At 65.3% G+C, this 21,383-nt stretch carries 21 protein-coding genes; 10 read left to right on the top strand and 11 right to left on the bottom strand.

The genetic code is table 11. The features are described 5' to 3' along the window. Positions 1–3: 3 nt before the first annotated feature. Both AB7532_RS24525 and AB7532_RS24530 read right to left on the bottom strand, forming a co-directional pair. Positions 4–786 (bottom strand): ABC transporter ATP-binding protein, encoded by a 783-nt coding sequence (locus tag AB7532_RS24525; RefSeq protein ID WP_441237260.1) that lies wholly within the window; start codon positions 784–786, stop codon positions 4–6. Positions 787–788: 2 nt separating this feature from the next. Beyond that, on the bottom strand, positions 789–1,922 hold the full coding sequence (locus AB7532_RS24530; RefSeq protein WP_441237261.1) for an MlaE family ABC transporter permease: 1,134 nt from the start codon (positions 1,920–1,922) through the stop codon (positions 789–791). 134 nt (positions 1,923–2,056) lie between these two features. Here AB7532_RS24530 and dgcA point away from each other — a divergent pair, with 134 nt between their 5' ends. Continuing rightward, the gene (gene dgcA, locus AB7532_RS24535; RefSeq protein WP_441237262.1) at positions 2,057–3,052 is read left to right on the top strand and encodes an N-acetyl-D-Glu racemase DgcA; all 996 of its coding nucleotides are present in this window, start codon (positions 2,057–2,059) and stop codon (positions 3,050–3,052) included. On the opposite strand, the gene AB7532_RS24540 is transcribed toward dgcA, so the two are convergent. Beyond that, positions 3,022–4,218 (bottom strand): MFS transporter, encoded by a 1,197-nt coding sequence (locus AB7532_RS24540; protein WP_441237263.1) that lies wholly within the window; start codon positions 4,216–4,218, stop codon positions 3,022–3,024. The two genes, dgcA and AB7532_RS24540, sit on opposite strands and share 31 nt — an antisense overlap. Positions 4,219–4,293: 75 nt before the next feature. Between AB7532_RS24540 and AB7532_RS24545 the strand changes: the two genes are divergently transcribed. Next, entirely contained in the window at positions 4,294–5,694 is a 1,401-nt protein-coding gene (locus tag AB7532_RS24545; RefSeq protein ID WP_441237264.1) for a hypothetical protein, read from the top strand. A gap of 130 nt (positions 5,695–5,824) precedes the next feature. Here the strand turns inward: AB7532_RS24545 and AB7532_RS24550 are convergent, their stop codons facing one another. Further along, positions 5,825–6,184 (bottom strand): hypothetical protein, encoded by a 360-nt coding sequence (locus tag AB7532_RS24550; RefSeq protein ID WP_441237265.1) that lies wholly within the window; start codon positions 6,182–6,184, stop codon positions 5,825–5,827. Positions 6,185–6,333: 149 nt separating this feature from the next. Between AB7532_RS24550 and AB7532_RS24555 the strand changes: the two genes are divergently transcribed. Continuing rightward, positions 6,334–6,717: a VOC family protein gene (locus AB7532_RS24555; protein WP_441237266.1), complete on the top strand. Its 384-nt coding sequence runs from the start codon at positions 6,334–6,336 to the stop codon at positions 6,715–6,717. On the opposite strand, the gene AB7532_RS24560 is transcribed toward AB7532_RS24555, so the two are convergent. Further along, complete coding sequence (locus tag AB7532_RS24560; protein WP_441237267.1) at positions 6,710–7,153, bottom strand: RbsD/FucU family protein; 444 nt, start codon at positions 7,151–7,153, stop codon at positions 6,710–6,712. The genes AB7532_RS24555 and AB7532_RS24560 overlap by 8 nt on opposite strands. 182 nt (positions 7,154–7,335) lie before the next feature. On the opposite strand from AB7532_RS24560, the gene AB7532_RS24565 reads away from it, so the two are divergent. Beyond that, complete coding sequence (locus tag AB7532_RS24565) at positions 7,336–9,129, top strand: caspase family protein (RefSeq protein ID WP_441237268.1); 1,794 nt, start codon at positions 7,336–7,338, stop codon at positions 9,127–9,129. A gap of 238 nt (positions 9,130–9,367) precedes the next feature. On the opposite strand, the gene AB7532_RS24570 is transcribed toward AB7532_RS24565, so the two are convergent. The 4 genes from AB7532_RS24570 to thiD form a co-directional block, all read right to left on the bottom strand. Continuing rightward, positions 9,368–10,351: a threonine/serine dehydratase gene (locus AB7532_RS24570; RefSeq protein WP_441237269.1), complete on the bottom strand. Its 984-nt coding sequence runs from the start codon at positions 10,349–10,351 to the stop codon at positions 9,368–9,370. A gap of 62 nt (positions 10,352–10,413) precedes the next feature. Beyond that, on the bottom strand, positions 10,414–11,457 hold the full coding sequence (locus tag AB7532_RS24575) for a glycosyltransferase family 4 protein (RefSeq protein ID WP_441237270.1): 1,044 nt from the start codon (positions 11,455–11,457) through the stop codon (positions 10,414–10,416). Positions 11,458–11,470: 13 nt separating this feature from the next. Further along, complete coding sequence (locus AB7532_RS24580) at positions 11,471–12,283, bottom strand: UDP-2,3-diacylglucosamine diphosphatase (RefSeq protein WP_441237271.1); 813 nt, start codon at positions 12,281–12,283, stop codon at positions 11,471–11,473. 217 nt (positions 12,284–12,500) lie between these two features. Next, on the bottom strand, positions 12,501–13,301 hold the full coding sequence (gene thiD / locus AB7532_RS24585) for a bifunctional hydroxymethylpyrimidine kinase/phosphomethylpyrimidine kinase (protein ID WP_441237272.1): 801 nt from the start codon (positions 13,299–13,301) through the stop codon (positions 12,501–12,503). A gap of 283 nt (positions 13,302–13,584) precedes the next feature. Here thiD and AB7532_RS24590 point away from each other — a divergent pair, with 283 nt between their 5' ends. From AB7532_RS24590 to AB7532_RS24610, 5 genes are all read left to right on the top strand, one after another. Next, entirely contained in the window at positions 13,585–15,564 is a 1,980-nt protein-coding gene (locus AB7532_RS24590) for a PAS domain S-box protein (protein ID WP_441237273.1), read from the top strand. Positions 15,565–15,660: 96 nt separating this feature from the next. Beyond that, a complete protein-coding gene (locus AB7532_RS24595; RefSeq protein ID WP_045008738.1) occupies positions 15,661–15,906 on the top strand; it encodes an Lrp/AsnC ligand binding domain-containing protein in 246 nt (81 codons plus the stop codon). Positions 15,907–15,999: 93 nt separating this feature from the next. Beyond that, entirely contained in the window at positions 16,000–16,449 is a 450-nt protein-coding gene (locus AB7532_RS24600) for a PqqD family protein (RefSeq protein ID WP_441237274.1), read from the top strand. Then, positions 16,446–17,432, top strand: coding sequence for a hypothetical protein (locus AB7532_RS24605; RefSeq protein ID WP_441237275.1), 987 nt, complete (start codon positions 16,446–16,448; stop codon positions 17,430–17,432). The genes AB7532_RS24600 and AB7532_RS24605 overlap by 4 nt, the downstream gene beginning before the upstream one ends. 3 nt (positions 17,433–17,435) lie before the next feature. Beyond that, positions 17,436–18,116, top strand: a complete 681-nt coding sequence (locus AB7532_RS24610; protein WP_441237276.1) for a glycosyltransferase family 2 protein — start codon at positions 17,436–17,438, stop codon at positions 18,114–18,116. On the opposite strand, the gene AB7532_RS24615 is transcribed toward AB7532_RS24610, so the two are convergent. Together AB7532_RS24615 and AB7532_RS24620 are read right to left on the bottom strand one after the other, a co-directional pair. Continuing rightward, positions 18,091–19,731, bottom strand: a complete 1,641-nt coding sequence (locus tag AB7532_RS24615; RefSeq protein ID WP_441237277.1) for a nucleotidyltransferase family protein — start codon at positions 19,729–19,731, stop codon at positions 18,091–18,093. The two genes, AB7532_RS24610 and AB7532_RS24615, sit on opposite strands and share 26 nt — an antisense overlap. A gap of 127 nt (positions 19,732–19,858) precedes the next feature. Further along, the gene (locus tag AB7532_RS24620; RefSeq protein WP_441237278.1) at positions 19,859–20,788 is read right to left on the bottom strand and encodes a c-type cytochrome; all 930 of its coding nucleotides are present in this window, start codon (positions 20,786–20,788) and stop codon (positions 19,859–19,861) included. A gap of 154 nt (positions 20,789–20,942) precedes the next feature. Here AB7532_RS24620 and AB7532_RS24625 point away from each other — a divergent pair, with 154 nt between their 5' ends. Beyond that, positions 20,943–21,359, top strand: coding sequence for a CHRD domain-containing protein (locus AB7532_RS24625; protein WP_441237279.1), 417 nt, complete (start codon positions 20,943–20,945; stop codon positions 21,357–21,359). Positions 21,360–21,383 lie beyond the last annotated feature (24 nt).

Genomic DNA, 21,383 nt, shown 5'->3' on the forward strand with positions numbered 1-21,383 from the left:
ACCTCAGCCCATCACCGCGCGAGCGCGCTTGCCATGGAAATATTGCCTCAGCCAGGGATGCTGCGATGCCTGCATGTCGGCGATCGACCCTGCCGCAATGATCTTACCGTTCCCTAAAACGGCGATGCGGTCACATGCTGTGTAAAGGCTGTCGAGATCGTGGGTTACCATGAAAACGGTCAGCCCCAAAGTACGCTGAAGCGTCCGGACCAGTTCGTCGAAATCGCCGGCGCCGATCGGATCGAGGCCGGAAGTCGGCTCGTCCAGGAACACGAGATCGGGATCGAGCGACAGCGCGCGCGCCAGCGCCACGCGCTTGATCATGCCGCCCGACAATTCGGAAGGAAAGCGATCGGCGACCTCAGGCTTGAGGCCGACCATCGTCAGCTTCGCGATGGTGATCTCGTCCATCAGCCGCTGCGACACGCGAAGATATTCGCGCATCGGAAACTGGATGTTCTGCCGCACGGTGAGCGAGGAGAACAACGCGCCCTGTTGAAACAGCACGCCCCAGCGCCGTTCGACATTGCGGCGCTGCGACGTGTTGGATGAATCGAGATCGACGCCGAACACCTCGATGGAGCCTGCGACCTTCGGCACGAGGCCGATGATGGTGCGCGTCAGCACGGACTTGCCCGCGCCCGACGGGCCGACAAACCCCAAAATCTCGCCGCGCTTGACGTCGAGGTTGAGGCCGTCGAGCACGCGCGTGGCGCCGAACTGCACGGTGATGTCGCGGACGCGGATGATGGGGTTCTGAATGCCGTTCTGAGCTTCTTGCGCCATCGTCACATCCCGATCGCGGCGAAGAAGATGGCGAACACGCCGTCCATGACGATCACGAAGAAGATGCCTTTCACGACCGACGACGTCGTGTGCTGCCCGAGCGATTCCGCGCTGCCCTGCACGGCGAGGCCCTCGACGCAGGCGACGATGCCGATCACCGCCGCCATGACCGGTGCCTTGACGATGCCGACGATGAAATGATCGATCGAGATGGCGTCGCGCAGCCGCAGCAGGAAAGCCTCGGGCTGAACGCCGCCATAAAGCCAGGCGACGAGGCCGCCGCCATAGAGCGCGGCCATCGCACCGAGAAAGGCGAGGATCGGCAGCGCCAGCACCAGCGCAAGCATGCGCGGCAGCACCAGCACCTCGATCGGGTCGAAGCCCATGGTGCGCAGCGCGTCGATCTCCTCGCGCATCTTCATCGAGCCGAGTTCGGCCGTGTAGGCGCTTCCCGAGCGGCCCGCGACCATGATCGCCACCAGCAACACGCCGATCTCGCGCAGCACCAGCACCCCGAGCATGTCGACGACGAAGAGATCGGCGCCGAAGCGGCGGAAATGGAAGATGCCCTGCTGGGCGATGATGCAGCCGATCAGGAAAGTGATCAGCACCACGATCGGCACCGCGCGCCAGCAGACCTGCTCCATGTGATGCACGGTCGAGGTCAGGCGGAACGAGCGAGGGTGGATCAGGGTGCGCGCGCCCGCGGCCAGCACCGCGCCGAGCATGTCGACCAGGCCTGCGACCGTGCCCGCCACGCCGGCCACTGTCCGGCCGATCTGCTCCAGCATGCCGGTGATGGTGATCGGGCTGCCGTCGACCACGGCGTTCGCCTTGACCCGCCGCACCTCGTCCACGAGGCTTGAATAGTTTGCGGACAGACCCGCGATCTGCGCCTCGACGGCGCCCTGGGTCAGGCTGCGGCGCAGCCGCTCGATCAACCAGGCGCCAAAGGTGTCGAGCTTGGCGACCTCGGAAACGTCGATGAAGATGCTTTGCGAGCCGCCGGCGAGCTTTTCGGCGTCGGCCACCATCCGCTCCAGGACCGGCGCGAAGCTCGCGGTCCAGGTTCCGGTGGCGCAGAGTGCCAGCGCATTGCCCTTGGCAATCCGTTCCAGCTTCGGATCGCCGCTCAAGGTGTCCGCTCCCCTACCAGGGCGGAGAAAATCAGATGGTTGCGCACGCGCCCTTACCCAGAGAAGGTATCCCCAACTGGTTAATGTTAGTTGCTAGAGGTAACTAGCAGGTTCAGATTTCGCCAGAGTTCAAAATGACTTCCAGCAAAGTTCCTGTTCTTGCGGCGCGAATCGAGCGCTTTCCCATCGCCGGCAGTTTCACCATCAGCCGGGGCGCCAAGACCGAGGCTGTGACCGTCGTGGCCGAAATCAGCCGGGATGGCCTCACCGGCCGCGGCGAATGCGTACCCTATCCCCGCTATGGCGAGACCCCCGATGCGACCCTGGCGGCCGTCCAGGCGATGCAGGAGGCAATTGCTGGCGGCCTCACGCGAACGGCCCTGCAAGCCGCCATGGCGCCGGGCGCGGCCCGCAACGCGCTGGATTGCGCCCTGATCGACCTGGAGGCCAAGACGGCCGGCTTGCGGGCCTGGAACCTGCTGGACCGTCCGCTGCCCGGCGAGCGCACCACGGCCTACACGATCTCGCTCGGCACGGCCGAGGCCATGGCAGCGGCAACCGCAAAAGCCGCGCACCGGCCGCTGCTCAAGATCAAGCTCGGCGGCGACGGCGATCCGGAGCGGATCGCCGCCGTGCGCAAGGCCGCCCCTGAATCCGAGCTGATCGTGGATGCCAACGAAGCCTGGACCGAGGCCAATCTGGAGCACAACCTCGCCGCCTGCGACGCCGTCGGCGTCACCCTGGTGGAGCAGCCGTTACCATCAGGCAAGGACGAGCTGCTGGCGCGGATCAAGCGGCCGCTCGCGGTCTGCGCCGACGAGAGCGTGCACGACCGCAACTCGCTGGCACCGCTTCGCGAACGCTACGACGCCGTCAACATCAAGCTCGACAAGACCGGCGGCCTCACCGAGGCCCTCGCCATGGCCGACGCCGCGCAGGCGCTGGGCTTCGAGATCATGATCGGCTGCATGGTCGCGACCTCACTGTCGATGGCGCCGGCGATGCTGGTGACGCCGCAGGCGCGCTTCGTCGATCTCGACGGCCCCTTGCTGCTCGCGCGCGATCGCGATCACGGTCTGCGTTATGACGGCAGCATGGTCTATCCGCCGGATTCTTCGCTCTGGGGCTGAGCTTTCAGACGATGCCGCGCCGACCAGATCACGACCGCGCCGGCCGCGGCCATCGCGGCCATCACGTAATAGAGGCTGTCGCCGATGCGGGCGTAGATCGCGCCTGACGCGATCGAGGTCGTCGCGCCGAGCAGCCCGCTGCACGCGGCATAATAGCCCTGCCCCCGCGCGATCTGATGCGATGGCACGCGCTGCACCAGCAAACTCATGGTGCCGACGATGGTCATGCCGAAGGTGAGGCCGTGGCCGAGCTGCGCGATGGCGAGCAACGCGAGCGGCGGCTCGTTCGCGGTGACGATCCAGCGTACCACCGCGCTCAAGCCCCCGATCGCGATCATCGTGGACGGATGCAGCGAGAAGCGTGGCGACAATGCAAACACCACGATCTCGGCGATCACGCCCAGCGTCCACAGTCCCGCGATCGTCAGCCCGCCGAGACCATGGAGCTGCCAGTTGATGGCGGAGAACGTGTAATAGGCGACATGGCTGCCCTGGATCAGCGCGGCCGAGGCGATCACGGCCCAGAAGCCGCCGTCGCGCAGCAGCGCCTTGCCAGGATGCGTCTCGGCGGTCTTGCGCCGGACATCGTCGAGTGGCTGCAACAAGAGGCTGGCGGCGACCGCAACGACGGCCCATGCGACGATGACCCAGATCAGATCACGCGCCGCGATGTGGTCCACGAGAAAGCCGCAAGCGAGCGAGCCGGCGGCAAACGCCGCCGAGCCCCACAGCCGCAACGGGCCATAATCGAGCCCGTAGCGCGCAACACCGCGCAGCGCATAGGCATCGGTCAGCGGCGTCGTCGGCGTCCACATCATGCAGGTCAGCGCGTAAATCAAAAACAGCGCCAGCGGCTGCTGCTGCAACCCGACGGCCGTGAAGCCGATCGCGGTCGCCAGCACCGACACCATCATGGCGGTGCGAATGGCGTGTCGCTTTTCGGCAAAGGCGGTGATCTGCGGCAGCGTGGTGAAGCGCGTGATCGCCGGCAGCGCGTTGATCAGGCCGATCCACGACGCGTCGATGCCGATCGCCTTCAGCCAGACCGGAAAGAACGGCAGATGCGTGCCTGAAACCGCGAAGACAGCCGAGTAGAACAGCGCAAGACTCACGGCGAATCGCCGCTTCACGGTCGCTGGTATGGGGATTTGTGATTCGCCTGCCATCAAACCAATTGCGATTCGGTCGATATCGTGGTGATCGTTACTCTAACGCGTACTGATTTGCGCGACGAGATTGTCATGGCCAACGAAGCATTCGCCCTCTCGCCCATGTCTGCCCGCGCGGCCGAGCCGAACGAGCAGGATTACGACGCGATCCGCGAAGCCTTCATGGAGACTGCGCGTGGCCGCTGGTTCCTCGGCGAGTATGCCAAGCGCAACCGCAACGCCGACACAAGCATGGTGCTCGATGCGGTCGCGAAAATCGAGGAAACCCTTGCGGCACAGCGACAACCCCTCGTCGAGGACCGCCTGCCTGCGGCGTTGGTCGAGATTCGCCGCGCCATCCGCGAGGCCGAGACAATCGCAATCGCAGCCGTCGATCCCGCAGCGATCGAGGTCAGCCTCGCGGCCATCCCGCGCGGCGTGCGCATCATCAAGGAGATCTCCTGGCGCTGGCGCGAGATCGGCGCCGACGGCCGAATCTGCGACCTGATTGATTCGCAGCTCGCCTCGATCGAGGCCGCCTGCGGACAGATTTCGACCGTCGACCCCCGCGTCGAGCTCAAGGCCGCATTCGATCTGCTCAAGGATCGGGTCGAGCAGTTCGATGGTGACGGCGACACAGCGCCGCAAGCGCATGTGAGTTCCGCGCCGGCACCGGAGACCGCACCCGTCGCGGAAGCTGCGCCTGTCGAGACCGCGCCTGCGGCGATGGCGAGCGAAGCACCCGTGGCTTTTACGGAAACGCAGCAGGATATCGTCGCGGCTCCCGAGCCCGAAGCCGCTTTCGAGACGATGGCCGAAACGACTGAAGCGTCCGCGATTGCCGAGCAGGTCATGGACGCAGCCGTCGAGCCGGAGATCACCGCTAGAGACCACACCGCATTCGAAAACGTCGCGCGCGAAGAGCTGGTCGCCGAGCCCGCTGCCGTCGCCGAAATCACCGACGCGTTCTCGCTCGACGCCGCCGCGGAAGCCGAGGACGAAGCGATCCTCGACGCCATCGCACTGGAGATGGCCGCGCCCGATCCGGAGTTCGACGAGATCGTCGCGCCGGTCGAGATGGAGACCGCGCCGCCGGAACCGATGGCCGCGGAGGCCGCCGCCCCCGTTGAAGTCGAGCTGCCGGAGCCGATCGCACCGGAGCCCGTCGTCGTCGCACCGGTCGCGGCAGAACCCACCGAAGACGCACCGATCGCGATGGACTCGCTCGCGCGCCTCACCGACGCCATCGCGGAAGCCGCCGCCGAGGTGATGGAGCAACCCGTTCCGGCCATGGTCGCCACGGCAAATTTCGGCGCTGCACCGACCGCATCGCTGCCGATGCCGTCGCCCTTGTCAGCGTCCTTGTCCGAAGCCTCGCTCGGCGCCACCATCCTGGCGAGCGGCATTTTGCAGAAGCCCCGCGCCGCGGCGAACGACCCGATGGCGCCGATCCGCCGCATGACCCAGGCCGAGAAGATCGCGTTCTTCTCGTAACCGAACGCAGACTATCTCCATCGTCATTGCGAGCGCAGCGAAGCAATCCAGAATCCCTCCGCGGGGACAGTCTGGATTGCTTCGCTGCGCTCGCAATGACGGAGATCTAGGTGACGACGCATTCAGCCCGTCACCCGCAATTCCAGACCGCGCCGATCGGGGTCCGCGTCCAGCACGGCCCAAAACTGCCGCCATTGTAGCGGCCGCCGCCGAAGCCGGGCCGGCCGAAATAGCGCCATTCGCCGTCCCAGCCGTAATATTGGGGAACCGGGTCGATGTACCAGTGGCGGCGTTCGCTGCGCGACATGCGCCGCATCGCCTCCTTCTGCTTGTAGAGCGGAATGCTGTTGCTCAGCGGCTGACGATAGCCGGGCAGGAAGCCGTAGCCGTGAAAGGCCTGCTTGGGGCGTTTTTGAGGTGACGCAGCGGACGCGATGGCGGGCAGCAGCGACAGGACGACAGCAACGAATAGACACATGAGGCGCGACATGGATCGACCATAGACAGCCGCCGGCAAGATGACCATTCAAATCCCAGTGGGGGACGTTTCGCCGCTTCGACTCATCGCCCTCTCCCGATAAGCTTGCAACGTGCAGCAACAGAGCTGCGCGGACGATCTGCCTGTTCCGGAGCGCGCGAATGCCTGAAACCCCACACACCGGCGCATTCGCCATCATCCCGAGCAACGACCTTGCCGCAGCACTTCCGTTCTGGGAGCGTCTTGGTTTCGCGCGCGCCGGCGGGGACGCCGGCTACGTCATCATGAGGGGTTGGGGTTGCGAAGTGCATCTCACGCAGGCCGGCGACGGCCCATGGCGGGTGCCCGAGCACAATCCCTTCGGCGTTTTCATCCGCACGCCCGACGTCGAGGCCATCGCGGCGCGCGTCGACGATCTGATCATCCGTCCCGGCGGCGTGCTGCGCCATCGCGAATGGGGCATGTACGAGGTGGGGATCAACGGGCCCGACGGCCTTCTGGTCCGGATCGGCTGGCCCTCGGAGTTGATGCGTCGATCTAGCTGATCACGCCCTTCCTGATCAGGAAGCAGCCATAGCCCCTGCTGTCGCCGACCTGCACGACGCCGAAGCTGGCGGCGGCCGCGCGATAAAAATCCGGACGTGAGAGTTTGCCAGGAGCGACAGCACTACCAGTCACACGCGAAATCTCCGCGAGCACCGCGCGCTGCACGTCGGGCACGCGGTCGGGATCGTCGACCGGCGCCATCACGCGCACCGGATCGGGATCGAAATCGTCGAGCGGATAGACCGACATGATGGCGCGGATGGCCGTCTCCATGCTCATGCCCGGCAGCTGGATCAGGCGCTGCGATGTGGTGCTCTGCGCGATGCGGGTGGCCGGATGGTTGGCGTCGACGAAGACGAGGTCATCGCCATGGCCCATCGAGGCCAGCAGCCAGAGCAGATCGGGGGTGAGGATCGGATCGATCGATTTCAGCATGTGACGGCATTTCCCAAAACAGGTCCTTCGCCGGCAAGCGGCCATTCACCATAGCAGGTTCCGAGCGTGATTCAGATCACGCACGGCACCATGGTGACAGGGATCACGGACCCGCAGCTCGAACGCGGCCAGGTTTCCTCGCAACCAATCTCGTATCGAGATCAGTGCCAGAGGAGCACGCCATGTTCCGCCTAAAGCCCTTCCTGATGACCGCGAGCCTGCTGGGCAGCCTGTTCGGCTTCGCCTGCGGCCCTGTGTCCGCGCAAGTCGCCCCGGTCCAGCCTGCCCCCACCGCGCTGCAAGGTCCGGAACAGCGGGTGGCGCTGGTGATCGGTAATTCGAACTACCAGAACGCGCCGCAGCTCGCCAATCCCGACAATGATGCGGAGTCGATGGCGCAGTTTCTGAATTCGGCCGGGTTTGAGGTCGTCTCCGCGACCGACCTGTCCCAGAACGACATGCTCCGCGTCGTCCAGGACTTCTCCGCAAAAGTCTCCGCGCGCGGCCCGAACACGGTGGCGATGGTCTATTACGCCGGTCACGGCGTGCAGCTCGCCGGCGAGAACTATCTCGTTCCGGTCGACGCCAAGGTGTCGAGCCAGACCGAGCTCGTCAACAATTCGGTGCGCCTCGTCGACGTGATGTCGACGCTCGAGACGATCCCGAGCCGCATGCGCATCGTCATCCTCGATGCCTGCCGCAACAATCCCTTCCCGAACGTCAATGACGCCGGCCGCGGCCTCGCCATCGTCGATGCGCCGAACGGCTCGATCGTCGGCTACTCGACCGCGCCGGGCGCCGAAGCGCAGGACGGCACCGGCGGCCACAGCCCTTATACGCAAGCCTTCCTGAACGTCGCGCGCGAGCCCAACGTGCCGATAGAGCAGCTCTTCAAGCGCGTGCGCCTCGAAGTCAACCAGACCACCAGCGGCGCGCAGATCCCGTGGGAGAGCTCGTCGCTGACCTCGGACTTCACCTTCTTCGGCGACACCGCAGTGGCCGCCAACCGCGCACCGGTCAACACGCCCGTCGTGCAGATGGCCTCCAACCTGCCGAGCCGTTCGACCCGCCAGGCCTACGACTACGTCGTGTCCGAGGGACGTCCTGAGTATTATCAGGAGTTCATCACGATGTACCCGCACGACCCGCTGTGCGATCACGTCCGCTGGCTGCTCTCGAACCTGCAGCTCACGCAGGCCTGGCACAAGGCGGTGCTCGCGAACTCGCCGCTCGGCTACAAGAACTTCTACAACAGCTACGGCAACACCCCCTATGCAAAGGTCGCGCTGAACCTCGAAGCGCAGCCGAAGCAGATCCCCCTGATGCAGGCGACCAAATTCCTGGCGCCGCAGAACATCAACCCGACCTTCAAGATCGGCAATCTCGGCCAGCCCAAATACATGCCGCTGCAGCAGGGCAACAATGGTGGCCAGATCAACGGCAATTTGCCGATCGTGCAGAAGCCGGGCGACAACAACGGCATCGGCAAGCTCGGCAATGGCGGCCAGATCGGCAACCTGCCTTCAGGCAACAACCAGCCGAACGGCACGCCGTCGCAGAACCCGGGCAAGATCGTCACCCTGCCTGCGCCGACCAACACGACCAACGGCAATGGCGGCATCGGCAAGATCGTGACCCTGCCCGCAACCAACAACAACCAGAACGGCGCCAACAACAATGCCGGCACCACCAATGGCAGGCCTGGCAAGATCGTGAGCATGCCGGTGAATGTCGGCAAGGGCGGCTCGAACGTCGATGCGAAGCCGGTGACCGTTCAGACGCAGAACAACCCGATCCGCGTCAACAACGGTGCGAAGATCAACAACACCCAGGTGAACAAGGTGCAGAACAGCCGCCCGCAGTTCAACACAACCAACCGGATCGTCAACAACGGCGGCAACAACAACTTCCGCCAGTCGATGAACCAGTCGCAGGGCAATGGCGGCGGCAACAACCACCGCGGCTTCATGCGCTGATGCCACGAAGAAGGTGCGCTCCCTCTCCCGCTTGCGGGGGAGGGTCGGGGAGAGGGTGCTTCCGCAAAGAGACTCCCCAAGAGGAGGAACCCCCACCCGGCGCTTCGCGCCGACCTCCCCCGCAAGCGGGAGAGGTTGCACCGAGCAAGCGGCAAGTTGGAATCCACCAAACGACAAACGCAAAGAAGGGGCAGAGCGGAAACGCTCTGCCCCTTCTTCATGTCAAACGATCAGAACCTCAGGCCACCAGCTCGGCGAACAGATCCGCATCGACGTTGCCGCCGGAGAGCACGATGACGACATTCTTGCCGGCGACGTCGAGACGCCCTGCCAGCAGAGCGGCAAGGCCCACCGCGCCGCCGGGCTCCACCACGAGCTTCAGCTCGTGATAGGCGAACGCAACGGCCGCACCGACTTCCTTGTCCGATGCGGTGACGCCACGCGCCAGCAGCTTGCTGTTGATCGCAAAGGTCATCTCGCCGGGGATCAAGGCCATCAATGCATCGCAGATGGTACGGCCCGCGGGCGCATGCGGCTCGCGGTGACCCGCGGTCAGCGAAATGCTGTGATCGTCGAACGCCTCGGGCTCGGCCACCACGATCTGGGCCAACGGATACCGCGCCTTCACGGCCGTCGCGACGCCCGCGATCAGGCCCCCGCCGGAGGCCGGCGCCACCACGATGTCGGGCGAAAGGCCGAGGGTTGCCATGTCTTCCGCGATCTCGCGGCCGGCGGTGCCCTGCCCCGCAATCACGAAGGGATCGTCATAGGGCCTGACCAGCGTCGCGCCACGCTTCTCGGCGATGCCGCGCGAGATCGCGTCGCGGTCGTCGTTGTAGCGGTCGTACAGCACGACCTCGGCCCCGTAGGATTTGGTGCGCTCGCGCTTGGACAGCGGCGCGTCCGCAGGCATCACGATGGTCGCCTGCATGTCGAGGATCTTAGCCGCCGCCGCCACGCCCTGGGCGTGGTTGCCGGAGGAGAACGCGACGACGCCGCCGGCGCGCTTGGCCTGCGGGATCGAGAACACTTTGTTGAACGCGCCACGGAACTTGAAGGAGCCGGTGCGCTGGAGCATCTCCGGCTTCAGGAACACTTTGGCACCGACGCGCTCGTTGAGCACGGGAAAGGACAACAGCGGGGTGCGGACGGCGAAGGGCGCGAGCACGCGCGCGGCGGCATCGATATCGGCTGGGCCGATCGGGAGGAGCTGTTCGGTCATGACAGACCTTATCGCGGCCGATGAGGCGCGGGCAAGACACCTCCGCGCGAGGATTTCCCCTCTCAGGCGACGAAGCGTGGCTGTTCCACACCATTCCGGCCCGGCAGCACCGCGCCAACCGCCAGAATGCTGTCCACGAACGCTTTCGCCGAGGCCTCCCAGGTGTAACTGGAGGCGAATTCGACGCAGTCCTGACGGGAGATGCCGAGCGCGGTGAAGCAGGCGTTGCGGAGATCGTGATCCAGCGCCCCGACCGGGGCATCTCCGATGACGTCGCGGGGTCCCTTCACCGGGAACGCCGCCACCGGCAGGCCGCTCGCGAGCGCTTCGAGCAGGACCAGGCCAAAGGTGTCGGTTTTGCTGGGAAACACGAAGACGTCGGCGGCAGCGTAGATATCTGCAAGTTCCTCGCCGTGCTTCTCGCCCAGGAAGATCGCATCGGGATAGGCTTCTTCCAGCGCGACACGCGCGGGGCCGTCGCCGACGATCACCTTGGTGCCGGGCAGATCGAGCTCGAGGAACGCTTCGAGATTCTTCTCCACGGCGACGCGGCCGACCGACAGGAACACCGGCCCCGGCAGACAGAGATCGATGGCGCGCGGATGGAACAGGCGGGTGTCGACGCCTCGCGGCCACAGCGCGACATTGGCAAAACCGCGCTCGCCGAGTTCGCGGGCCAGCGCCGGCGTTGCCGCCATCACGGCACGGCTGGGTGCATGAAACCGACGCAGCGCCCGCCAGATCAGGGATTCCGGCACCGGCACCCTTGCGCGGACATATTCGGGAAAGCGGGTGTGGAAGCTGGTCGTGAACGGCAGCTTGCGCTGGCGGCAATAGCGGCGGACCATCAGGCCGATCGGCCCTTCCGTCGCAATATGGATGCTGTCCGGCTGCGCCTCCGCGATCAGCTTGGCGATGCGCGCCGGGCGCGGCATCGCGAGCCGCAGGTCGCGATAGCTCGGCATTGCAAACGTGCGGAACGATTGCGGGGTCAAGAACGTGAACTCGACGCCGAGCGCTTGCGCTGCGTCAGCGAGCTTGGTCAGCGTCCGAACCACACCGTTGACTTGCGGGTGCCAGGCGTCGGTCGCGACCAGGATGCGCATCAGGCTGCCTTTGTCATGCAGCTCTGGCTGCAACCTGCGGGACCTGCGCCGGCTTTTGCGCGTGATCCGCCCAGGTGATGATCTCGAAATGGCCGTCGTCGTGCTCGACCAGCGCCGTGCAGCTCTCGACCCAGTCGCCGCAATTCATGTAGCGGATGCCGCCCTCGTCACGGATCACGGCGTAGTGGATGTGGCCACAGATCACGCCGTCGGCGTCGTGACGCCGCGCTTCGGCGGCAAGCGCCTGCTCGAACGCACCGATATAATTGACGGCGTTCTTGACCTTCTGCTTGGCCCATTGCGACAGCGACCAATACGGCACCTTGAACATGCGCCGGAAGAAGTTGACGAAGCGATTCATCTGGATCGCGAAGTCGTAGGCCTTGTCGCCGAGATGGGCGAGCCAGCGCGCGTTCTGCACCACGAGGTCGAAGATGTCGCCGTGGATGACGAGGTAGCGCTTGCCGTCCGCGCCGGTGTGCACGGTGTTCTCGACCACGTCGATGCCGCCGAAATGCGTGCCGTAATAGTTGCGCAGGAACTCGTCGTGATTGCCGGGGATGTAGATGACCTTGGCGCCCTTGCGCGCCTTGCGCAGCAGCTTCTGGACCAGGTCGTTATGCGATTGCGGCCAGTGCCAGTTCGATTTCAACGCCCAGCCGTCGACGATGTCGCCGACGAGATAGATCGTATCGGCATCGTGATAGCGCAGGAAATCGAGCAGAAGATCGGCTTGAGAACCGCGAGCCCCGAGATGAACGTCGGAGATGAACAACGTGCGAAAGCGCCGTTCCGGGCTCTCGTCACTCACATCGTAACTTCCCATGCGCCAGCCTGTAACAAATGTCCCGTGACAGGGGGATGACAGATTGAACCCTTGAGGCACCCTCAGATACGAATCAGACCTTGCCTCGCCCTCCCCGCGAATATCAGTCGCATGCGACAATCAGGCGACATGGCGCCGCAGAGGCCTTGCGGAAGATGCGAAACAGCATGGCTTGATGGGTTAACGGCGGGATCAGTCGCGCCGTGCGAAGCCCGCGTCAGTAAAACTTGTGGAAATGATGGACCGGCCCGTGGCCGTGACCGACGCTGAAGCGGTCGGCGGCCGCGATCGCCGCGCTGATCCAGGCCTTGGCGCTGCGCACGGCCTGATCGAGATCCTCGCCTTTGGCGAGGCCCGCCGCGACTGCCGACGACAGCGAGCAGCCGGTGCCATGGGTGTTCCTAGTGGCGACGCGCGGTGCGGCGAGCGCGATCGTTCCTTCGCCGCTGACGAGATAATCGATGCTCTCGGCGCCCTGGCCATGTCCGCCCTTGATCAGCACCGCCCGGCAGCCGAGCGCGAGCAGCCGGCGTCCCTGAGCTTCGATCGCGGCCTCGCTTGCCGCGACCGGCTCGTCGAGCAGCGCCGCGGCCTCCGGCAGATTGGGCGTGATCACCGAGGCCAGCGGCATCAGTTTTTTGCGCAGCGCCTCCACGGCCTCGGATGCCAGCAGCCGGTCGCCGGAGGTTGCGACCATCACGGGATCGAGCACGATATGGCGCGGCCTCCAGCGCGACAGCGCGGCTGCGATCGCATCGATGCTTGCGGCCTGCGCCACCATGCCGATCTTCACCGCACCGACCTCGAGGTCGGAGAACACCGCATCGATCTGCGCGGTGACGAATTCGGCCGGCACCGCGTGAATGCCGGTGACGCCGCGCGTGTTCTGCGCCGTCAGCGCCGTGATGGCGGATGCGCCGTAGACGCCGAGCGCGGCAAAGGTCTTGAGGTCGGCCTGGATGCCGGCGCCGCCGCTCGAATCCGAGCCGGCGATGGTGAGCGCCACGGGCGTCGTCATGGGGCGGCTTTCCGGGTTGTCGAGGCGGAACCTCGCGAGATCATCGCCTGTCCTTAGCGCGCCCCCGGAATGCCAGCAAGCTGCGAATCAGGCGGATGCAGGGCCGCGCGGCATTGTCGTCCCGCAGACGTGCACATCCACCGAAATATGACCTCGGCATCGCCCGGCCTTGGCGTATTCATTCGAATGAGTGAAACGTTGATGGATTCGTCAGCGACACGTTGATGCAAGCCGGCTTCTTGGTGCAGGCCGGCTTCGTCCTTCATCCTCTCGGGATCATGCCATGTGGGCCTACTTCGAACGCCTTCTCGACTCCTCGATGTTCTCACCGCACGGCATCTGCCTGCTGTGGGAGCCCGAACTGATCTGGCTCCATGTCCTCTCGGACGCCCTCATCGCGGCAGCGTATTTCTCGATCCCGTTTGCCCTGACGATCCTGGTCACCAGGCGGCGCGACCTCCAGTTCGGCTGGGTCTATTGGGCCTTCGCGGTGTTCATCATGGCCTGCGGCCTGACGCATGTGCTCTCGATCTACACGCTGTGGGTCCCGATCTACGGCATCGAGGGTCTGGTCAAGGCGGCGACCGCGGTGGCATCCGTGTTCACCGCCGGCGCGCTCTGGCCGCTGTTGCCCAAAATCCTGACCATCCCCTCCCCGTTCGAGCTCCAGAAGGTTCAGGCCGCGCTCGAGGAGGAGGAGATCAAGAGCCGGGATGCGGCGCAGCTGCTCCGGCAGGTCGGAGACGCCCAGCGCGCGATGCGTGAGAGCATGACGCGCCTCACCGCAATCGTCGACACCGCGGTCGACGGCGTCATCCTGTTCGACGCGCAAGCCCGCATTCTCCTGTTCAATCCCGCCTGTGAAAGGCTGTTCGGCTATCGCGCCGACGAGGTCATGAATCTCGACATCGGCATGCTGATGTCCGACGAGAAAACGCTCCCATCCAGCGGTCAGGCGCGGCGTTTTGCGACCGGGGAAGCTGTCGGCCTGCGCAAGGACGGGTCACACTTTCCGATGGATCTGTCCGTGGGCCAGGCGTGGCAGGACGGCGAGCTGATCTATGTCGGTATTGTCCACGATCTGACCGCGCGCAAGCTGACGGAGCAGCAGCTCCAGCAGGCGCAGAAGATGGAAACGGTCGGCCAGCTCTCCGGCGGCATCGCCCACGACTTCAACAATCTGTTGACCGTCATCATCGGCAACGCCGAGCATTTGAGCGAACAGCTCAAGGCCCGGCCCGACTTGCGGCAGTTTGCCGACGACATCTGCCAGTCGGGCGAGCGTGGCGCAGAGCTGACACAGCAGCTGCTCGCGTTCAGCCGCCGCCAGTTGCTCCAGCCGCAGACCATCGACTGCCGCGAGCTTCTCGGATCCATGTCCAAGCTGCTCAAGCGCACCTTGCGTGAAAACATCGAGATCAAGACGGCGTTCGGTCCGGGCACGATCCGTGCCTTTGCCGACCGCGCCCAGCTCGAATCTGCCGTGCTGAACCTAGCGCTGAACGCGCAGGATGCCATGCCGTCGGGAGGACATCTGACGCTGAGCACGGAGCCGGCTGCGATCGACGAGGACTATCGCACCCTGCATCCGGAAGTGACCTCCGGCAGCTACGCCCTGATTTCCATCACCGACGACGGCGAAGGCATGACGCCCGAGGTCATCGAGCACGCCTTCGAGCCGTTCTTCACCACCAAGGAGGTCGGCAAGGGCTCGGGCCTCGGCCTCTCTATGGTCTACGGCTTCGCAAAACAATCCGACGGCCATGTCTCGATCTACAGCGAGCAGGGTCTGGGCACGACGGTCCGGATCTACCTGCCGCGCGCCGGCGCCGGACAATCCTCAGGCGACATGCCGGAGAACGAAGACGCCGCGCCGCGCGGCCACGAGACGATCCTGATCGCGGAGGACGATCCGTTCGTGCGCTCCTCGGTCATCCTCAGGGTCGAGGCCCTCGGCTATCGCGTGGTCGCTGCCGTAAACGGCAAGGAAGCCTTGCAGCGGCTGCGCACCGACCCCGGCATCGACATGCTGTTCACCGACATCATCATGCCGGGCGGCATGAGCGGCTGGGAGCTCGCCGAGCAGGCCCGGCGAATCCGCCCGTCCCTGCCGGTGTTGTTCACCTCCGGCTATGCGCTGGAGACCCTGGTCGAGCAGGGCCGCGCGCAGGCGCAGGCGGTGGTCCTGACAAAACCCTATCGCAAGGCCGAGCTGGCGCAGCGGCTCCGGGACGCATTTGCCGCGGCCACTGTGACCTCATAGGGCACCGGACCGGCATCTGGCGGCCGGCGCGCCCGCTTGCTAAAGCGGGGCGATTTTGGCCTATTATCCGCCAGCGATGCCTTCGGAGTGACTGCTATGGTTCCCTTTTTCGTCCAGATCAAATGCAAGCTCGGCCAGTCCTATACGGTCGCCAATGCGCTTGCCGAAGCCGAAATCGCCTCCGAGATCTACTCCACGGCCGGCCATTACGATTTGCTGGTGAAGTTCTACGTCGACAACGACACCGACATCGGCCACTTCATCAACGAGAAGGTGCAGGTGCTGCCCGGCATCCAGGACACGCTCACCATCATCACCTTCAAGGCGTTCGGCGCGAGCTGACCGGCCGCAATTGACATCAGCCGTATGGTGGTTGCGACGCCGGACGCCTGTGCTAGCGTCCGGCCATTGGAATTGGACTGAGTACTGCAAGCCATGGCTCTCACCACGACGGTGCCGCTGCTGATCAGCCAGCAATTCGATAGTGAAGTGGTGCTCGCCAACTATCAGAACGGCGTCTACTACAACCTCGACGGCGGCGCGGCGCAGATCTGGCTCGGGTTGAAGGCCAACCGAACGGTTGAGGAGATCGGCAGTGCGCTGGCCGCCGCAACCGCCGGCGATGTGCCGTCCATCACACAACAGGTGCAGGCCTTCGTCGGCCGCATGCTGGCGGAGGGCCTCATCGCGGACGGCACTCCCGATGCGCGCGCTGAGACCTGGACGCCGGTACTTGCCGGCGCATTCACCGCTCCGGAATTCCAGCGCTTCGACAATCTGCGGGAGCTGCTGCTGATGGATCCCGTGCATGACGCCGGCGACGAAGGCTGGCCGCTGCGCGAGACCCAAGAAAAGACCCAAGAAAAGACTCAAGACACGACATGAGAGCGAGCGGGCTCATCCGGCAGGAGATCGCCGCGGTCTTCGCAAGTTCAATGCCGATCGAAGCGCAGGCCCGCTGCGGCCCGTTCGGCCTGCGCCTCGGATTTGCCGCGCAGGATCTGGCCGGCATGTTCCTGCCGGCCTACATCCGGTCCACGCCCGAGACCATCGATCTCGACCTGCGCTTCATCACCGCTGAGCATCACGATCTCTCGGCACTGGTGCCCGAGGCCGCCGAGAAGCCGCGCCTGCTGATCGAGGACGGCATCTATTCGGTGTGGCAGCCGGCGGTCATTCCGGTGCTGTTCGCGATCGACCTCACCGCAAGGCGCGGCATCGCCTGGCTGCCGAAGGGCGAGGCGCCGCCCTGGATCCGCAGCCGTCCCGCAATCTCGCTGATCCACGCCATGATGCACGATACACCCTGGTGCGCGGTTCATGGCGCGGCGGTCGGAAGCGAAGCCGGCTTCACGCTGCTTGCCGGCGAAGGCCACAGCGGCAAGACTACGGCGGCGCTCGCCTGTGCCAAGGCCGGCTGGCGCTATGCCGGCGACGACTTCGTCGCCGTGAACAGCGAGACCGGCCGGATCGAGCCGCTGTTCTGCTCGGCGCGGCTACGCCCTGCCCTCGTCGAGACCTTCCAGAGCTTCATCGGCGAGACCACGCCGGTGTCGGATTTCAACGGCGAGCCGCGCCACGAGCTGAGCCTCGCCGGGCTCGGTGACCGCATCGGCGGCGGCAAGCTGCGCGCGACGTTCGTTCCCCGCCGGCGCGGCGCTGTAACGCCCGAATTCACCCCGGCGCGGCAGTCGGACGCGTTTCGCGCGCTGCTGCCGACGACGGCCTACGAGCTGCCGGGATGGCCGAACGAGATCGCCGACAAGGTCGCGAAGATCGCAGGCCTCGCGCCGGTGTTCTTCGCCGACACCGGCACCGTGCCGCTGGAGATTCCCGCCGCCTTCGCCCAAAAGCTCGAACGGCTCTGAGCCATGCGCGTCTCCGTCATCATCGCCGCCTGGAACGCCGAGGCCTATATTGCCGAAGCGATCGAGAGCGTACTCGGCCAGACGATGCCGCCCGATGAGGTCATCGTCATCGACGACGGCTCCACCGATGGCACACGCGGCATTCTCGACCGCTTTGGCGACCGCATCATCGCGCTCACGCAAGAGAATTGCGGCCAGGCCATCGCGGTGAACAAGGGTACCGCGATGGCGCGCGGCGCACTGATCGGATTCTGCGATGCGGACGATCTCTGGACACCGCGCAAGCTGGAAATGCAGCTTGCTTCGCTCGAACGCGACAACACCGTCGAGGCCGTCTTCGGCAAGGTGCAGCAATTCGTCAGCCCCGAGGTGCCGGAGGCGCAGCGCGCGCGCTTCAAACCCGATGTCGAGATCATGCAGGGCGAGCTCAAGCAATGCATGCTGATCCGGCGCGTCGCGCTGGAGCGGATCGGCCTGTTCGACGAGACGCTGCCGGCGACCTTCTTCATCGCATGGCTCGGCCGCGCCAAGCAGAGCGGGCTCAAGCTTGCACATGTCGACGACATCGTGGTCCGGCGCCGGCTGCATCCCGGCAATGGCGGCCGCACCAACACGGCGGCGCAAAATCTTCAGACGCTGATGGCGTTGCGGCAGGCCATCAAGGCGCAGCGCCCGCGGGAGTGAAGACGGCGACGCCGTCGACCGACACCGATGTCACGAACAGCCCGAGCAGGCGATGGTCGATCGAATGGCCGATATCCACCGGCCGCCGCGTATCCAGCATCCGCAGCGCCACCACGATCTTCCGTCGGCCCGTGCCCACAACGGCCGCTGTCAGCGCGATCTTGAACGGCATCGGATCGTTGCGCCGCGCCGTCATCTGCATGATCTCGCCCGCGCCGGCATAGGCCGCGAAGCGAAAGCTCTCCGTGCCCGGCGGCAGAAACGGGATCACGGCGAGCTCGACTGCGGCCTGCGACTTTCCATCGCTCGCAACTTCAATGACCGCGAACTGACGGTCGGTCCAGCGGCCCTCGTCTTCCGGAATCGAAAACCCCTGCCCGAACCAGACGTCCTGCCCGCGCAGCGGATGCGTCGCGTTCACGGCCTGCTGCCAGACGCGCTTCAGGATCGTTTCCCTGAAAAGCGGAAAATGCACGATACTGGCATCGAACGCGGCGATGGCCGCAGCCGGCAGCCTCGGCCAGTCCGATAACCGAAACGGCCCTTTGAACTGCGCACGCAACGCGGTGAAGAAGGCAACCCAGAACTGCTGCCATGGCGTGTGCTGCGCCCGTGGCACCGCGCGCAACGCGATCTCGACGGATTTCCCGGGCGGACCGGAGCGCCACAATTGCTCCACCAGACCGTCAGGCACGAGCTGCGGCATCTCCCGTGCGACGACGTCGAGCAATTGAGCGGCGAACAGGCAGCCATTGTAGCGCGTCACGAGGCTGCGAAAGCGATCCCAATCGACCTCGCTGCCGGCGCTTTCCAGCACATGCACCACTTCGAGCGCCCGGAACACCATCTCCTTCTGATCGGCCGGCTCAGGGCGCATCGCCGCGATCGCGAGATGCTCGGCAAGGCCTGGGATCAGCAGCTCATGCGTCAGCAGCGTCGCGGTCTCGGCCGTGCTGAACAGCGTCTCGGTAAACCCCTCGTCGTCGAGCCAGAACAGCGCGCGCCAGTGCAGATCGATGGCGCGGCCGAGGCCGGCGCGCGACATCGCGACGGCATGGATATCACGGTCGAAATCGGACTCCGAGAACAGCTCGACCTTCATGCCGTGGCTGCGGAACGCAGCCTGCCGCAACATCGCGATCGCGCGCGGCGCATCGCTGCGGCGAACCAGGAGATCGTAATCTCCGGTCATCCGCTTCGCCATATAGCTCGCGTCGCGCGCAAACAGCGCGCCGCCCTTGATCAGCAGTGACGCGATGCCGGCTTGCTTCAGCGCGGCACAGGCCTCGACGACGTCGCGCACGCGCGTCGCGTTCGACAACCAGACATGCTTGACGACGCCGCGCATGCGTTTGGTGTCGGCATCGGCGATCCCGGCCTTGTCGGCGGTGGCGACCAGCAGCGGCATGGTGCGATAGACGACCTCGTCCGCCGCATCGAGCGGCTCGGAGGCGCGCCAGGCCTGATAGGCGTCAATCGCCGTCTGGCCCTGGCCGAGCGCGGCCCTGAACAGCGTCAGAAAGCGCGGCTTCAGCGCGGCCGGCAGTTTCGATCTGGTGGCCATCTCAACCGAACGGTTGAGATGCGGGGCCCGCTGCGGCTGGCCCTGTGACATCAGGTGTCGAAACGATCAGCCGCAATCGCGCAAAAAAACGACACCCCATCGTGACGCACTTCCAATTCCCAGCCGGCGGCAAAGGATGCGGGCGCGATCACATCGTGTCAATTGCAAAGGGCAGGCCTCAGGCGCCGCCCTCCTTGCGCTTCGGCCGTGCCGGCCCGTCCACCGGCGGCAGCGATTTGAGATAGTCCGCCATCGCCGCGAGATCCTCGTCCGACAATTGCGAGGTGTTCTTGATCACGCGCGTCATCGCGCCGCCGACGCTGTCGCCGTCGGGCAGTTCGCCGGTCTTGAGGAAATAGGCGATATCCTTGGCGCTCCATTCGCCCAAGCGCTTCTGTGTGATGTTGGGCACCCAGCCCTCGCCTTCCGGATTGGGGCCGCCGGCAAAACGCTCGCCCCGGATGATGCCGCCGAGCGAATTGCGCGGGCTATGGCACTCCGCGCAATGGCCAAGACTGTTGACGAGATAGGCGCCGCGATTCCACTGCGGCGACCTGGTGCCGTCGGCGACGAACGGCTTGCCGTCCATGAACAGGAATTTCCAGATGCCGATGTTGCGGCGGATGTTGAACGGAAATCCCACATCGTGGTCACGCACTTTGCCTGCAACCGCCGGCAGCGTTTTCAGATAGGCGAAGAGATCGAGAACATCGTCGCGCTTGGCATGCTGATAGGACGTGTAGGGAAAGGCCGGAAAATAGTGCTGTCCGTCCGGCGACACGCCGTGCATCACCGCGTTGAGGAAATCAGTGTCGCTCCATCTGCCGATGCCATAGGTCGGATCGGAGGAGATGTTCGGCGCGTAGAACGTTCCGAACGGCGACTTGATCGCGACGCCGCCGCCGAGCCGCGTGCGGTCCGGCTGATCGGGCACGGCGTGGCAGGAGGCGCAGCCGCCGGCGTTGAACACCGCCGCGCCGTTGGCAAGGTTCGCGACATGGGCAGGCGCGGCGCCGGCGGCCGCCACCACGGGCGCGCTGAGCCACCAATAGACACCGCCGGCAACCACCGCGGCGAACAGCGCCACAAAAATTGTTCGTTGCAACATTCCGTCCATCCACGCGTTGGAACGAACTTATGATCGATATCCGCGCGGCTCCAGCCACGAAGAATTTAGCCCGCCTGGGCTCGATACGGGAATAAACTGAAAAGCGGACTGTTGGAAGTTTGCCAGCCCGAACGGGTTTTGCAGGGAGAATGTCATGAACAAGACCGTCATCGCCATGGTCGCACTCGCCACCATGGCTTTTGCAGCCCCCGCCAGCGCCGAAAAGCTGAAAGCAACGCTCGACGGCAAGTCGGAGGTGCCCGCGACCACCAGCAGCGCCACCGGAACCGCCGATCTGGACTATGACGCGGCCAGCAAGAAGCTGTCCTGGAAGCTCAGCTATTCCGGCCTGTCCGGTCCCGCCACCGCCGCCCATTTCCACGGGCCCGCCGAGGCCGGCAAGAACGCCGGCGTCGCGGTCCCGATCCCCGGCGCCGCCAACAGCCCGGTCGAGGGCTCGGCCACGCTGACCGACGCCCAGGCCGCCGACCTGCTCGGCGGCAAGCTCTACGTCAACATCCACACCGCGGCCAATCCGGGTGGCGAGATCCGCGGCCAGGTGATGAAGTAGCGCCTCGGTCGGCCTGACAAAAGG

Source organism: Bradyrhizobium sp. 930_D9_N1_4 (genome assembly GCF_052076015.1).
Classification (GTDB): Bacteria; Pseudomonadota; Alphaproteobacteria; order Rhizobiales; family Xanthobacteraceae; genus Bradyrhizobium.